This window comes from Ulvibacterium sp. (genome assembly GCF_028285715.1).
Lineage (GTDB): Bacteria > Bacteroidota > Bacteroidia > Flavobacteriales > Flavobacteriaceae > Ulvibacterium.
In genome coordinates, this window is the sequence record NZ_JANQOO010000017.1 from 337023 (window position 1) to 351693 (window position 14671).

The 14671-nt window shown below is 33.9% G+C and carries 14 protein-coding genes; 7 read left to right on the plus strand and 7 right to left on the minus strand.

Annotation, left to right across the window (positions count from 1 at the left end; translation table 11 throughout):
- Nucleotides 1–55: 55 nt before the first annotated feature.
- Nucleotides 56–385 (minus strand): very short patch repair endonuclease, encoded by a 330-nt coding sequence (locus Q0993_RS08485; protein ID WP_299531823.1) that lies wholly within the window; start codon nt 383–385, stop codon nt 56–58.
- Nucleotides 386–467: 82 nt separating this feature from the next.
- Complete coding sequence (locus tag Q0993_RS08490) at nt 468–683, minus strand: helix-turn-helix domain-containing protein (protein WP_367279595.1); 216 nt, start codon at nt 681–683, stop codon at nt 468–470.
- 111 nt (nt 684–794) lie between these two features.
- Here Q0993_RS08490 and Q0993_RS08495 point away from each other — a divergent pair, with 111 nt between their 5' ends.
- The 7 genes from Q0993_RS08495 (at nt 795) to Q0993_RS08525 (ending at nt 8751) form a co-directional block, all read left to right on the plus strand.
- Nucleotides 795–1127 (plus strand): hypothetical protein, encoded by a 333-nt coding sequence (locus tag Q0993_RS08495; protein ID WP_299531825.1) that lies wholly within the window; start codon nt 795–797, stop codon nt 1125–1127.
- 767 nt (nt 1128–1894) lie between these two features.
- Nucleotides 1895–2407: a hypothetical protein gene (locus tag Q0993_RS08500; protein ID WP_299531827.1), complete on the plus strand. Its 513-nt coding sequence runs from the start codon at nt 1895–1897 to the stop codon at nt 2405–2407.
- Nucleotides 2408–2690: 283 nt separating this feature from the next.
- Complete coding sequence (locus Q0993_RS08505; RefSeq protein ID WP_299531829.1) at nt 2691–3485, plus strand: hypothetical protein; 795 nt, start codon at nt 2691–2693, stop codon at nt 3483–3485.
- Between the two features lie 5 nt (nt 3486–3490).
- The gene (locus Q0993_RS08510; protein WP_299531831.1) at nt 3491–4615 is read left to right on the plus strand and encodes a hypothetical protein; all 1125 of its coding nucleotides are present in this window, start codon (nt 3491–3493) and stop codon (nt 4613–4615) included.
- Nucleotides 4616–5141: 526 nt separating this feature from the next.
- Complete coding sequence (locus tag Q0993_RS08515; protein ID WP_299531833.1) at nt 5142–5777, plus strand: N-acetylmuramoyl-L-alanine amidase; 636 nt, start codon at nt 5142–5144, stop codon at nt 5775–5777.
- 229 nt (nt 5778–6006) lie between these two features.
- The gene (locus tag Q0993_RS08520; RefSeq protein ID WP_299531835.1) at nt 6007–6735 is read left to right on the plus strand and encodes a hypothetical protein; all 729 of its coding nucleotides are present in this window, start codon (nt 6007–6009) and stop codon (nt 6733–6735) included.
- 15 nt (nt 6736–6750) lie between these two features.
- Nucleotides 6751–8751 carry a hypothetical protein gene (locus tag Q0993_RS08525; RefSeq protein WP_299531837.1) on the plus strand — a complete coding sequence of 667 codons (2001 nt, stop codon included), beginning with the start codon at nt 6751–6753 and terminating at the stop codon, nt 8749–8751.
- Nucleotides 8752–9041: 290 nt separating this feature from the next.
- Here the strand turns inward: Q0993_RS08525 and Q0993_RS08530 are convergent, their stop codons facing one another.
- The 5 genes from Q0993_RS08530 to Q0993_RS08550 are packed head-to-tail and all read right to left on the minus strand — an operon-like array spanning nt 9042 to nt 14623.
- Nucleotides 9042–11330: a hypothetical protein gene (locus tag Q0993_RS08530; RefSeq protein WP_299531839.1), complete on the minus strand. Its 2289-nt coding sequence runs from the start codon at nt 11328–11330 to the stop codon at nt 9042–9044.
- Complete coding sequence (locus Q0993_RS08535) at nt 11308–12504, minus strand: hypothetical protein (protein WP_299531841.1); 1197 nt, start codon at nt 12502–12504, stop codon at nt 11308–11310. Before Q0993_RS08535 ends, Q0993_RS08530 begins: the two co-directional genes overlap by 23 nt.
- Nucleotides 12497–13405 (minus strand): hypothetical protein, encoded by a 909-nt coding sequence (locus Q0993_RS08540; RefSeq protein ID WP_299531843.1) that lies wholly within the window; start codon nt 13403–13405, stop codon nt 12497–12499. Before Q0993_RS08540 ends, Q0993_RS08535 begins: the two co-directional genes overlap by 8 nt.
- 58 nt (nt 13406–13463) lie before the next feature.
- A complete protein-coding gene (locus tag Q0993_RS08545; RefSeq protein ID WP_299531845.1) occupies nt 13464–14363 on the minus strand; it encodes a hypothetical protein in 900 nt (299 codons plus the stop codon).
- Nucleotides 14360–14623, minus strand: coding sequence for a hypothetical protein (locus Q0993_RS08550; RefSeq protein WP_299531847.1), 264 nt, complete (start codon nt 14621–14623; stop codon nt 14360–14362). Before Q0993_RS08550 ends, Q0993_RS08545 begins: the two co-directional genes overlap by 4 nt.
- Nucleotides 14624–14671: the final 48 nt, after the last annotated feature.

A 14671-nucleotide genomic window follows, 5' to 3' on the forward strand; every position in this document is an offset into this window, starting at 1 on the left:
AGGTCAATTCCTTAAGCCCTGACTTCAATTCTCATCCGTGTATTACTATGACCCGCTAACCTAAATTTTTGAGTTTTAGTTCATTTTCTTCATCTCTTTGCCTGGTCTCAGCTATCTTTTCTGACCACCATTCAGTACGGGTTTTGGGCAGTACAAAATATTCACAGTCTTCATGGCCATGCCAAAAGCCACCTTGAACCATCATAACTGAGTTGAACTTCTTTAAAACGATATCTGGCTTACCAGGGAGCCCCAGGTCGTGTAACCTATATCTAAATCCCTGGCTATAAAGAAATTTTCTAATAAGCATCTCAGGTTTAGTATTCTTACCCTTGATTTGGCTCATATTGTAAGACCTGAAAGCAGGCTGATGAACGTTAGTCATATTTATGGTTTTAATAGTCTAAAAAGCCAAGTTGAATAAAATCAAATAACTCCCAGATGACCCCAAAGAGCCAAGCTTGTTTTCAAAAATTAATCAAGGCTGATAAAGGCAAATCCAAAGCTTTAGAAATTTCTAGAAGCGTATAGATTGTCGGATTCACTTTGCCGTTCTCCAATTTTTCCAAAGCCTGTCTATCTTTCCCACAGGCTCTTGCCAAATCAGATTGTGTCCAGCTCTTCTGAGTCCTTAATTCGACAATACGCTGTCCCACCCTCTTTTTAAGTTCCTCCTTTGTCACCGAACAAATGTCACCTTATTATATGACAATGTTGTCATACTAAAATTTGACAAAAGATAGGTTTTACGTATGTTTGTCATACATTTATATGACATCTGAAGCTACCCAAATATGGAAAACCAAGAAATCAACACGCTTAAAGGATTAGAGTTTCTCGCTAAGGAACATTTCCAAATGCTAAAATTTGATAAAAACACCGGTAAGTTCTACGTCAACCATTTACCACTGGATGGTTACCAGAACCTCTTTTTTACACTTCGTGCCTTAATTAATATTTGCGTTATGGCACTGGATACCAAAGATTTTTCCAATACTCAAGTGATACAGCCAGAGGTCCATGTCCAAACCGTGCTAGAGCTGGCTGTTAAACTTATCCCCTTTGAGGAAGGGGAATTCTTGGATGCTATGGCAGAACTGCTCGTGAATAAAAAGGAAATAGAATAATGTTAAAAGTACTTTCCCCAAATCCACCATAACTAACCTGCGCTGGATCCTGTTTCGATTTTATAGTGTTCCGGTTGATAAGCGTCAGCCCGCCAAAGGCGGGTAAATAAAATTGAAATAGGGCGCACTTGCTATATTTAAATTATTTTTTCTTTTTCCAATTCTACTTCTGGCATTCTTCAAATAGCAACAAACTATATCAAATTAAATCCGAAAAAAAATAGTACCTCAAACACCAACAATTAGAAGCAAATACTATTTTTTGTATCAAAATTTTTCAATGTTTATAGAGGTTTCCAAGGTTTTTGTTACAAAAAATATTTTCTCCTAGTTTTCAAACCTCCATAATGAATTGAAAACCAATCAACTAAAAACCATAACATCGCTTTAGCGTGTTATCCTCTTGCTTTACATGCTTCGTCCTGCTGGCAGGACAAAAAATGTAAACACAATGTGCTTTCTGCACCTATCAAATCCCAATAAAACATAACAGATTTCATGTATCCTAAAAATTCATAGCAAAGGAGATTTTGAGAAATATGGATTGAATCCAATTGATATGAACTCATATCAAAATAGTTAATTAATGGTCTTTTTTGTTCAGTAGTAAGACTTAACCCAGTTTTAAGGAAACTTGGTTGTGTCTGGAAAGGAATCTCAAGGCAATACGCTTCATACCAAATGAAATGGGAATGATGTGTTTTGATTTATCAACATTTTGTAAAAATTATTGTAGATTCGCGATTCGCGAATTGCAAATCAACAATATGAAAAAACATAGTGGTATGCGTCCACATGACATAGTCATTCTACTTAAGATTATAGCCAAGGGTGATGAGCCATGGTTTAATAAAGACTTGGCCAATGAGTTACATATAAGCCAAAGTGAGGTGAGCGAGTCTTTGAATAGAAGTAAAATTGCAAGGCTTGTTTCAGGAGATAAAAAAGACGTTTTTAAGTTAGCGCTTCTTGATTTTTTAACCCATGGTCTGCGCTACGTTTACCCTGAACGGCCTTCATCCTCTGTTAGAGGGGTACCAACGTCCCACAGCGCTCCTCCACTCAACAAAGTCATTGAAAGTAAACAAGATTATGTTTGGCCTTATGCCCTTGGTTCACATCGAGGATTTGCTATTGAGCCATTACATCCCAATGTACCCAAGGCATGCTTGGAAGATCCCAAACTTCACGAATTATTGGCGTTGGCTGATGCCTTAAGGGTAGGAAGGGCAAGAGAACGAAATCTAGCCTTTCAGGAATTGGCAAAGCTATTTAAGTAATTAATACGCTGATTAACAAAACAATCTTAGAAAGTTCAAACTCCAAGAGGCCTCAAAGTAGTTTTTTATGAAGGATTCTTAGAGCGTTTTGGGATAGTCAAATACGTATTAGTAATCTTTTAAATACATGATGACGACGATTAAGGGTTTGTGAGTAGATCCCTTCAACCTTTAATTCCGATTAGATGTTTTCAGATTTCTCTAGTTTGTACAATTGGCAGATTGATATTGATTTATCACGTAATTTAGGATAAAAATACGTCCAATCAAAGCCTATAATTTTTTGAGTGAAGAATTAAAACCAAATAACAGCTCTAATAAGGTAAATCTTATTGTCTTTATTCCAGGATATACACTTCTATCGAGTGTTTTCAGAAACTACTGCGCTCATCTTGGAGATTGGCAATGTCTTTCAATTGACTACTTTGATTTAAAAAGTCTTGAAGATATAATCTCAAGAATACATGAAAGTGTGCAGAGCATCAATTATAACAAATTAGTCCTGGTTGGACAGTCTGTTGGATTTAAAATAGCCTACCATTATTTGTATAAAAATTCAAAGGTTTCGAAAATATTCGGATTTAATCCTTTGTATCATCCTCCAAAAAAATTCGCTTTCAGTTGTAAAAATCATGAAAGATTAGTCAGGATTACAAAAATGCTTGCGAATAGTAAAATTGGTCAATTTGGAACAAAAGGACTTATTGGCCCAAAAGAAGTCTTAGTTACACGAAGGTTATTGGGAAACAAAAATTACTATTCTAAAAGACTACAATATTGTTTAGTTCAATTAAAGCGAGATAGGAACCTCATGTACGAAATGTTGGTAAATCCCTTAAATTATTTATATTCAAGCCCTTTAGAAGAGAATAGATTCAATCAAGAGGATATCACTTTTTTAATTGGAAAGGGGGACACGCTTTTACTAAAGGATTTTAAAGGAGATTATTATCAAGGCCTCTATGGTATATTCAAAAATGCAAAGTTTCATTTCCTTCCGGGAGGTCATGAAGGTTTTTTGGAAGAGGAAAAAATGTGGATAGAAGTATTTAAAAATTATGTGTCAGAGATAATCTAAATAAATTGGAAGAACGAGCAATAGATTTAAGCACGCAAGAACCAATTACTAAACTATTGGTTAAAAAATTCAAACTCTCCAGAATAGCCTGTTTTTTAATATTAATTGGCATCTATGGCTTATTGTCCTTTTTAATTGCAGTTTTTGAGGGAAATTTTATTCCAGGTAAGAAAGGATTGAGTGTTTCGTATGTTGAGGATTATTCCACGTTTTTGGACTTTTTAATTTTAAATCCGCTTGTGGTTATTCTAATTCAGAAGTATTTGTCAAAATTTTCAAGAGTATTCCATGAACTAAATGGAAAAGGAATAATTAACGTTCAAACGGATGGAATAAGGAAAGAAATTTCTACCATAAAGAAATACTTTGGCACGCCCATTCCAGTATTGCTGTCTATGCTAATCAGCATTCTAGCCATGACTTTTCATACGCTAAACATTTCAAGGTACGACGGTTACTTTATTTTCCATGGAGAAAATTTTATGAGTATAACGGGTATTTATGTTATAGTTTTGACAACATTATACGTTTACTTTTTGATATACAGTTTACAGCAAGTATTTTTTCTTATTCGTTTAAAAAGAAAAGTTTTCAGTCAGAATGTAAAAGTAGAATTACTCCATGAAGATAGGTGTGGAGGTCTGAAAAAAGTAGGAGATTTATGCATGACCCTTAATTATGCCTTATTCTTATTAGCAATAACATTACTGCTTTTTCTTCTTGCTGATTTGAATATTTTCAACGATATATTTTCATTTCGCGTATTGTTCGTTATGCCAATCTATTTGATTGGTGCTACTTTCTTGTTTTTCTACCCCCTTATTCCAATCCACAAAAAAATGGAAAAAGAAAGGGCCATTCATCTTACTGTCATAGGAAAAGGTTTTGACAAGATATTTGATGAGTATAAAAATGATACTGATTTAACCCAAAGTCGATCGCATATTGAGAACATGAAAGACCTGCAAGAAATTTTTTCATGGATGGAAAAAATTCCAAAATGGCCAATTGACACAAAAACTTACTCTAAGTTCATGGCCACAATCCTAGTACCTCTAATTGTTTTCATTTTTCAAATTCTAACCAACATAGAGAATATTTCTACTGGAATCGAGATTCTATTAGAATAGTTTAACCGAAAGGTTTTCAATGGCTTTGTTTGTTAAAAAAAGAAAAGTTTTTCTTCAATTCGAGGTGGAAGTATTAAAAAATCACTTATTCGGTGAGTATGAAAAATAGAAGGTCTTTGAGAGCCGATAATACCTATATTCTTGGAGTTAGGTTCTGGTCTTTATACATCCGTACTATGTTTAGCCAACTATTATGCTTTCAAACACAAAAATTGTATAATTCCGAAAATGACAGCTTAACAGAACCTGAAGTGACATTACTTGAAAAGCCCATTCTTTTTGTGGTTTTTAGGCAATTATAAATGATAAAAACCTCAATTGAACCAGGGGTTTTTTCTCGTGCTTTACGTTTATCATTTTTATCTGCATTTCATCGAAACCAATAAACTCCTGTAAGAAATTTTAATATTTTCTTACTAGAAAAAAGTTCCTTTCCCCCCAGTACTTTTCTTCTAAAACCATTCTTGTTCTGTATTGTTTAATATAGGGCATTTTTGTTTTTAATTTTTCAGAGACCTCCTTTGTCATGGCAAGCATTAAAAATATTGTACTGGATTTTGGACACGGCGGTATTGATAAAAGTGGCAAATACACCACCGCACCAAATAAGATGTTTAAGTTCCCAAATGGAGAGATAGCTTATGAAGGTTTTTTAAATCGACAAATTGGTGGTTTAACTGAAATTTACTTGAGATCGAATCACCCAAATTTCAACATTGTAACAACTGTTAAAGCTATCGACCCAAGAGATTTGTCATTGTCTTATCGTGTTAAAGTTGCAAATCAACTCCCCCCTTTAGAAACCATTTTCATTTCAATTCACTGTAATGCTTCTAAACATCACAATGCAAGTGGTTTTGAAATATTCACTACCAAGGGAGTGACTAAAAGTGATGCTCTAGCTACTTCTATTGGAAATCGAATTAAGCCTTTTTATGACAAATTAAATCTGAAATTAAGATTTGACTTTGATAGTGATGGAGATTTAGATAAAGAGGTTGATTACTATGTTTTAAGAAAAACCAAATGTCCTGCAGTCTTATTAGAATGTCTGTTTTTTGATTTCTATCAAGATTTCATACTCCTTAAAAATCCTGAATTTCAAAAGGAATTGGCCTGGCATATTTATCAAGGAATATTAAACTTTCTAATTCAGAATTAGGCCGATATGAGAATGGAATACTCAGGAAGAAAAAAGAATTTGAGTTCGAATAAAAACGTTCATTATTAACAAATTCTATTCAATGAAAAACCAACTAAAACCAAATAGGTGTAATGTTCTTCTATATAGGCTTAATCAATAATCATGTACTCTTTTTTACTACTAAACAAAATAATTAAGAATAGAAAATTAACAGTACTTAACAAACATTTCTCTAAACTCAACTAATATGTATTTTGAAATACCAGACAACGAAAAACTGTTTATAGACAAAAGCCGGACGGACAGAATAGTTATTACTGGATTGAAATGCAATTTGTCAATAGATCAAATTGTTGAAAATCGAAAAGTAATTGTAGTCAAAGCTAATGAGGTTTTTATAGATGGAGACTTAATATTTCCTGGAGGAACCGTTGATATTTCTGCTAGAACTATCCATAGTAATAATGGAAAAATAGATGTCTCTGGAGAAAAAGGTGATCCTGACTTCGAAAATAGGGCAAGCGCTCTTCCCGGCCCTAATCCAGGTGATAATGGTACCAATGGAAAGAATGGTGGTGACGGTAAAGTAGGAGGTACCATAAGTATAACTGCCGAATCACTTAAAGGAAAACTATCTCTTTATGCTAATGGAGGCAATGGTGGCACAGCTCAAAATGGAGGCAATGGCGTAAAAGGAAAAAGAGGAACTGACATGAAAGGTTGCGCAAAACCAACCAATGGACATCAAGGAGGCAATGCGGGAAATGCGGGAAAGCCAGGCAATGGAGGAAAAGGAGGAAACATATCATTTAGTTTTGTTAATGCTCCTGAGACAGGTCAGCTGACTTTAAGTGCGAAGGGAGGAAAAGCAGGAAAAGCAGGAACTCATGGAACGAGAGGAGAGGGTGGCGATCCAGGAAAAGGAGGTGTTGTTTATGGATTCGATTGGATGGGTTGTGATTCACGAACGATTTAAAAACAAATAAAAATTATGAGCGGACAGAGATACGAGGAATGTAGACACCCAGATGCCAAACCAGGAAACCCAGGAACAAATATAACAACGGCACCCCTTACTGCTGGTAATGGTCTTGATGGCAACATCAACCAAATAGAGTATGTTAATTCAGATGAAACATATAATAAAATATCCAAGAACTTTAGCCTGATATATTATGAAATAGCCCTTAGGGCAATAGAAGTAGATTATGTTAACGGAAAAATTGAGGAAGCGTTAGACGGATTAAATTGGTTAGGAAAACTGTTATTTAATTACAATAGCATTTCAACTAACAGGGAAAGCGTACTAGATTTTGGCGACTCAAATGAAGTAATAAACCAACAAGAAATTAACGCCATTAGGTCGCGAGTGTTTATGTTAATTAGGCGAATAGCACTAAACTTGGATTATTATGGCAATAGCCCAACCCATGTCCCTCTTGTTGCATATCAATTTTATTCAAATGTACTTGATGAGTTCTTAGAACACGCTAAAAACATTGAATCTTCATATATCAAGTTCAGGGATGCAGAGGATAAGCTTTCTGTAGAGATAAAAGACATACGAGATAATGTAGATTCACAGCTTGATTTTATCTCCAGTATGGAAAGAGGGTTAAATCATATGAATGAATCTGAGATACAACTAGTATCTGACCTTGAATTCCTCACAAATCAATATGAAGGTAAATGGTATGCGGTACAACAAGCTAGTGAAGCTTTTAAAAACGCTGTACGGGCGGAAGCTAACAATTGTTCCTTCGGAGATGTACTAAAAACTGCGGCCACAATAGCGGTAAGTATCAAAACCATGGGTGCAGGTTGGGCTCTCGCCGCAGAAGCATATAAAACATATAACGGTTTTGATGCAAAAAAAGACTCAAATGACAAGTTAGGAGATCTTGCGGAGCCTGTATATAAGGTCAAAAAAATTGCAAAAGTAGGCGAAGGAGTTTCAAACATTGCAAAGGGTCTTACCCAGATTGTGGATGTCTTGGATTCAGATAATCCTGATGTTAATCTACCTTCAGATGCAGGTAAGCTACTAACTAAAAGAGAAGAATTAGAAAAAACAATTGAACCGTTTAGACATCTCCCTGAGGCAAAAGAGTATTTGGCAGCGGTTGACGACTTTATTGAATTGGTTACGACTAGAAATTCTAAAATTCTAGAATACAATGAATTAAACAGCCTGAGATCTGATATCTCCTTTGAAATAGAAAAACAGGAATCTGAAATTGGACGACTAAGATTACTATTAAACAATGCAAATGCTCAATCACTTCCTGAATTTGCCAACTTTATGGGTCGATCTAATTTAGCCAACAAAAAGAGTATTATTCAATTATTATATTCAGAGCATAAGGCCATGGAGTATTTCACTGCTCAAAGATCAGAATTCAAAATCAATAGAGATAGCGTTGCACACTTGTCACAAGTCCATGCAAATACTAAACGTAGAATTGTTGCTGAAATGGAGAACAGGGGGAGAAATCCTCAGGTTATTAAATTTAGTGATAAGATTGCACATTTTTCTCTTTTAAAAGACTACCGAGAAGAAGAATTAAAAACCTTTCGGGAAAAAGGTGAGGTGTTCTTTTTCTTGTCTGACCTGCGCTATGAGAATATGGCTCTTGTGAAATTCAATAAAGTAGTTATTTCTCTTCCTGGATTGAAACTTAGACATAGGAGAAGAGGAGATGATTTTATTGGAGCAAATCTGTCGCATTTAGGCTATGCAAGAATAAGAACACGTGAAGGAAACTTCATGGAATTCAATCATGACACAAGAAAAACATTTATAGTTATTAATCCAAAGAATGGTAATTCGGTACGACCCGTTAGCCTTGGAGGGGATGGTGCTAATTTTATCCAACTCACCCCTTTTGGCCCATGGTCCTTGTCAATAGCTAGGGAAGATGTAGATCGGGTTGATTTAAGCTCTGTAGAAGATATTCAACTTAATTTTGAAGGAGAGTTTTTTAGCATTTAAATATCTCAAAAGACCCTTTGAAAAAAGCTAATAACAATAGTTGTAAAACATTGGGTGATTTGCCGTTTCCCAAAGTTTTGGTTTATTAACTTGTAACTAGCTTTGACGTAAATGGTCCGTGGATAAGTTCGGACCCTTACATAGTGTAGCCTTACTCTTTTAAGGGAAGGCTGCAAAACAGCGAAGACTCAATCAAATTTTTTCATTTGGACTTAGGTCTGGGAGTTTATAACCAATATGAATTTAAACTTGTTCCGCTATGATAATTATAAGTGTTCAGTACTCAATAATCATACATACTTATTGTACTCTTCTTTGATAACGTCTCTTAAATGCACAAAGTTTTCATTCTTGTTTGTAGTAAACTGAACTGCCTTTTCTATTTCCCTTAATGCATTGGATAATTTGTCTTTTTTCTTCTGTTCTGATGCTTGCTTAGCTACAAGACTTTTATACTCCTCATACTCTAAATATGCCTCTGTTTCAAAATATTCCGGGAAATCCATCCACTTTATCTTATCAATTCGTTTTTTCAGGAGTTCTATAAAATACCTTGACTCTTCAAGATTGTAAATATCGGATCCTTCAAAACAGTAATAATAACTAATCGTGTTAATAATACTAGTAATCATGTGTGGCCTCAAATCCAATTCGAATTCCTCATAAAGCTTTTTTGCTTTTAGCGCATCTTCAAGAGCACTTTTTAGACTTTTGCTTACACCTGTTAAATCTCTTTCCATATACATCGAAAAACAATTTAAGGACCTACCATGAAAAAATCGAGGGTCATCTCCAAAACTTGCAATTGCCGCGGTAGCAATTGTATTCGCCTCATCAAATTTTTTACTCCTTCTTAAACACCATATTGCCAACATATAGAAATCCTTTTCAAATTCTGAAACATCAATTTTTGAAATAGTTTTATAATTGGGGATTTTCATTCTTAGAATATCCAAGGCATGATCTGAGGCATGCTCGTCTCCCAAATTCTTACCCCAACAACAAATTAACAGTGTCCGTATTATCTCATGTTCAAAATCAATTTGTTGGCTTTCTTCGTCTTTTTTGATGAATGCTCTTGTAAAATTCTGTAAGTTCAAAAACTTTTCTTTTACATCGCTTTTATAAGGACATGCTAGTATGAATTGAACTATACCTTCTAGAACAGTTTTATAAAATTCGTTCTTAATGGAACAAACCATTATTGGCAACTGCTGAAATACACCTTGAACAGTATCTCGCCCTTCTCGAAAATAGCTTCTGAAATCTGGGTCACTAGCCGAAATAATATCATACAGAACATAGTCGTAATTAAACTGCAGTTCGAACAGATATAAACTGGATTTAGCATAATCACTTGCCACTTGCTTAATTTTCTTCTGTCCGTAGAACTTTTGAAGAATATGAATTACTATTCCATCACGTTCTTCTAGGTGCTTTACTCTACTTAGTTCATTTAAAAATCTTTTGTAATCTTGAAATTTGTTCGTAAATATCTTAAGGTTTTCATGTCTTTCACGGGCTCTTGAAATTTTGCTATGAAGAAACAGTCTCTCTGGAGAAAATCTTTCAAAATCGTACCTAGTATCCTTTTTTAAGAGTTTTACTCGTTTTTTTATAACTCTTTTAAGAATTTCAAGATTTTCTTTTTTCTTCTGAAAATTGTTAGTTTCATTTAACACCATTTTTGCGAACAATTGTGCTCTTGTTCTTCTTATATTAATTATGTTTTCATTAAGTCTGACACTTCCGTTTTTCACTTCCGGAAAATCAAAAATTCGTCTGCTCCGTTCATTGGACGACAAATAGAGTATAATAATTTTTTCGGCAAACAACTTCTTGTTAATTTGTAAAACTCTGTCAATTACTAAAGCATCATTTTTCAAAGACTTTTTCATTCTGATATAGTCCAAATAGTTCTTTTTATCCTTCAGATGGGCTTTATCATAATGATCCATTATTTTTTTAGCCAAAGGTGATTCAATAGTATTTTTAAACTTCGCAGTAATTGATTTTGAATCTATTTCATTATTACCTGCGTCAAATTCTTTCAACATCATACGTCCATCCACAATTTGTTTCAACCGATTCACGCCCTGATTAAAAATGCCAAAGGCAATGGTAAGCAATGAACTTAGATTTGCTTTCAATTCATTTAGAAGTCCTTCGAAATCTGATGATTTCAGGAGTTCCAGGTTGTTAGAGTCGTATCCTGATAATGTGTAGAAATCATCTAACTGATTGATAAGTATGTTATCTTTATTGGCAAGTCTACTTATTGATCTCAACTTGTTTTTAATTTCGCTATAATACTCGTCCATAAGAATAGGTTTATTCTTATGAATGTGAAAGACTTCTGAAAGAGCTATTTGATTGTCAATGATTTCATGAAAAGAATAGTCATCCGCTTTTGTAGAATAAATTCCAAAAGGAAAGCAATAATCAAGTAAGTCGAATGTATCTACAACATAAAAAAAGGAAAAACCCTTTTCTAAAAGTTCTAACTCAATCAATAATTCCTCAATATCACCATCAGTAAGGTGATATATAATCGAATCATTTTTGGTGTAACCATTCATCTTTCTTGTAATAGTTATTAAGATAGTTTATTATTATGTTACAATAAGCTATTTCTCTAGGTTTCTTATATGGAATCATTCCTATTTGCGGTTGAAACTTACTACGCAAATGCTTTTCATTCAAATAAGAATAGATAATATACTTGTCTCTATTCTGAGGACTTGGTACATCATCAGTTGAATCTTCATAAAGGAAGTCTTGTACCTCCTTTTGCCCTGGTTCAACTTTGATATACTTGGACCAAAATTTGGAGCTGCTAACTCTAATAAAGTATCTACCGAATATAAAATCCACTTCCTCCTCTAAATTTAGATTTGAATTGATTATAAATACCATCACTTTGGAAATTAATGAGGCGGAGATGAGGTTAAATTCAGAATGAATCATAAAAGCAAGTAATACTTTATGTGAGCTTTCAAAATGAGATAATAAGATTTTGGAAGCCCACTCATTCAAAGTGGTATCTTCAAAAGCCCCAATAAATTCATCTTTGTTTTCAACTTTATCGATAAAGTACTCAAGAATTCTTCCAGCCCCATAATTATAAATGAATTCCTTCATACCATCTATTAAGATCTCCAAGTGCTCCTTTGGAAGTTTATTAGAGCTATTAAAATGATAATCAAGAAGAATTAAAAAATACTCGATATTATAGGTCTTGAAAAGCCTTAATATTTCGATTTTTTCTTGATTAAACTTGGTTCTTACCCCAAGATTTAAAAGAAATTCCCATACATGTTTTGAAGTTTTTCTGTTATCTGACGACTGAGCACTTTGTAAGCAAGAAACTGAAAAGTAAGTGCCAATAAGGAGAGCCCTATTACTAATATTGTGGTGAAATGAATTTATGAACTTACCGTCTGCTATCATTGATTTAAGCTGATATTCTACTTGATAAGGTTTGGCTTTTTCAAAAAGCTTAAGAATCATAAAAACCCTATAGTCATCCTTAACACTTTTATTACTTTCATTTTCCAATAGGGATTGTAAGCATTTTATGAAGTCCTCAGTCTTAAAGTTCTCTGCCAAATAAAGGTATAAATCCAGCAATGCTTCTTGATCAAGGCTTTTTCCTGATTGCAAAGACGGCACCAACTCCAATTCCTCAGAAAAAAAGGCCTCAACCCATTTATTCCAATTATCAATGTTAAAATCTAAAAAATCCTTATGCACTTTTTGCTCTTTTGAAAGATTCGCTAATCAACGCTTTTCTATCATTGCCTATAAAAGAATAAATGTCTATTTCTTCAATGAAGATTTTTATTTTTTCTTCCTTAGGCTTAAAAAAAACCTGTTCAAGTTGCGAGACTCCCAGACCATCAATACTAAAGGAAGAACCGAACTCATGTTTTTCTGGACTGGACAAGTAATTATCATTTTCGTATTTCCAATTATTGTCAAAAACAGATGGTTTACCAACACGTGAAAATGAAATATTCATTGGTAATTGAATATGAAAAACTCTCCAACCATCTTTATAATGAGTTAAGCCAAGTTCATTAACAAGAATCTGGACCAATTTCTTAGTATCGTTTTTACCAGTAAGTTTAGCAACTCTCTCCTGTATTTGATTAAAGTCTTCTGTTTTCATTAACCATCCAGAACTCCTCTTATTGGTCCAAAATGAAAAATCGACCTCCAGTTTTTTATTCTCATCTAGTACGTTTTCCATTATATAGTCTAAATCATTCCCGTACTTATTCCCGAAATTCTTTTGAATTAAATAAAGAAGCTCGTCTCCGTAAAGTATTCTAGAATAAACATACCTACTTTTTGCTCTAAAGGAGGAATAACATACAAATCGATCCATCCCTTTGATTTTGTTTAAAGTCAAGGCAAAAATCTGTTGAGAGTCAGAGAATTTCAAAGGAAGTTCGTTAAAAAGCAATACCAACATTTTTTTATTGATTGAATTACTTTTTAGGTCTATATAGAGACATATTCCCAGTCTCATTCCTTCCGTTGAATACTGTAAGCCCTCAAGCCAGTTTGCGAATCTTTTTTGAATCTCTACACTTTTTAAGTGAGGACTAATACTTTGCCTTAAATAATCCAGAATTTCGTTCCAACTCATAATCTAAACGGATTTTTCGAAAACACCGAAAAGCACAATTGAATAGTATCCAACTAGCTCAAAATTTGACATTCAACTTAAGTGAAGAGGTTTCGATTAAGTTATATCGACCCTCATTATCATAGCCATTTTTATATTCATATCCCAAACCAACTGACTCTTGATTACCAGGGTAGTAATTAAGGGACAAAATGAAAACTGGCAATGATTTCCTAATATCTGACCCTGAACTTAGATTTCTTCGAAATGTGTAATCAAGATTTAGCTGTAAGTCCTGAGGAATTACCCAGCTCTCAATGAAAACCCTAAAAAAGTAAGTGGTGAATTCCTCTACTTCTCCATCGACTAATAAGTCAGGAATCCTATTATACTCAACTCCTAAATAAGGATAATATCGCCCTAAAAAATCGTCATTGTTGTTCCGAAAATCCGACCCTGGCATAAATTTATAGTTACTTACAAAAGAAATGTTCCCCGATAACTTCGTTTCGTAAACATTGTCAATGAAATTTCTTTTAAAGGAAGAGATTCCCTGAAAATATGGGGACAATTTAACCCCGGGGTTATCAAGAGCCTCGTCCAAGTCTGGACTTTTAAGGGCAAATGGAATCCATTCTAGATTAATCCCCCCATCCAGTTTATCCTTAATATCTGTGGTATCAGTCGATTTATGCCATTCTACCTTAGGATAGATGATTAAGGCCATTGGCTTGTTAACAAATAGTTCAAACTCTGAAATTTTAAAAGCTAAATCTACATTTAAAAAATCATTATCCGATTTGTGATTCTCCCGAAAGAAAATGCTTGCTGGTTTCTGTTCATTTTTGGAACCATCAAACGTATTTCTTACACTAAAACTATGTTTCTCGAACCATTCTTCAAGTTTAGAAAGAAACGAATTTTGTGAAAACGAATAGTTTGTCACAAGAAACAGAACATAGAAGACAACTTTTTTCATTGACCTATTCTCTGGATTACCAATTCATAGGTCTTCTTTACGTCTAAATCCTTTTTTCGCAGTTCTTTGACAAGTATTGTAGCTGAGGGATTATGTGATTTGATGTAACCTCTCAAGGATAAAGCCAAAAAAGCAAGCTTCGCATCATCAAATTTTAAGGGGTGCTTTTTTAAAACATATTCATCTTTAATCCTATTAGGATTAATGCCTGTATGAGAACCTATATAGGCCTTTACATCTTTGATAACCTTTTGACTCATTATACTTCTAATTATATCATTATTAAGTAGCTCCCTTAAATTTCAAAT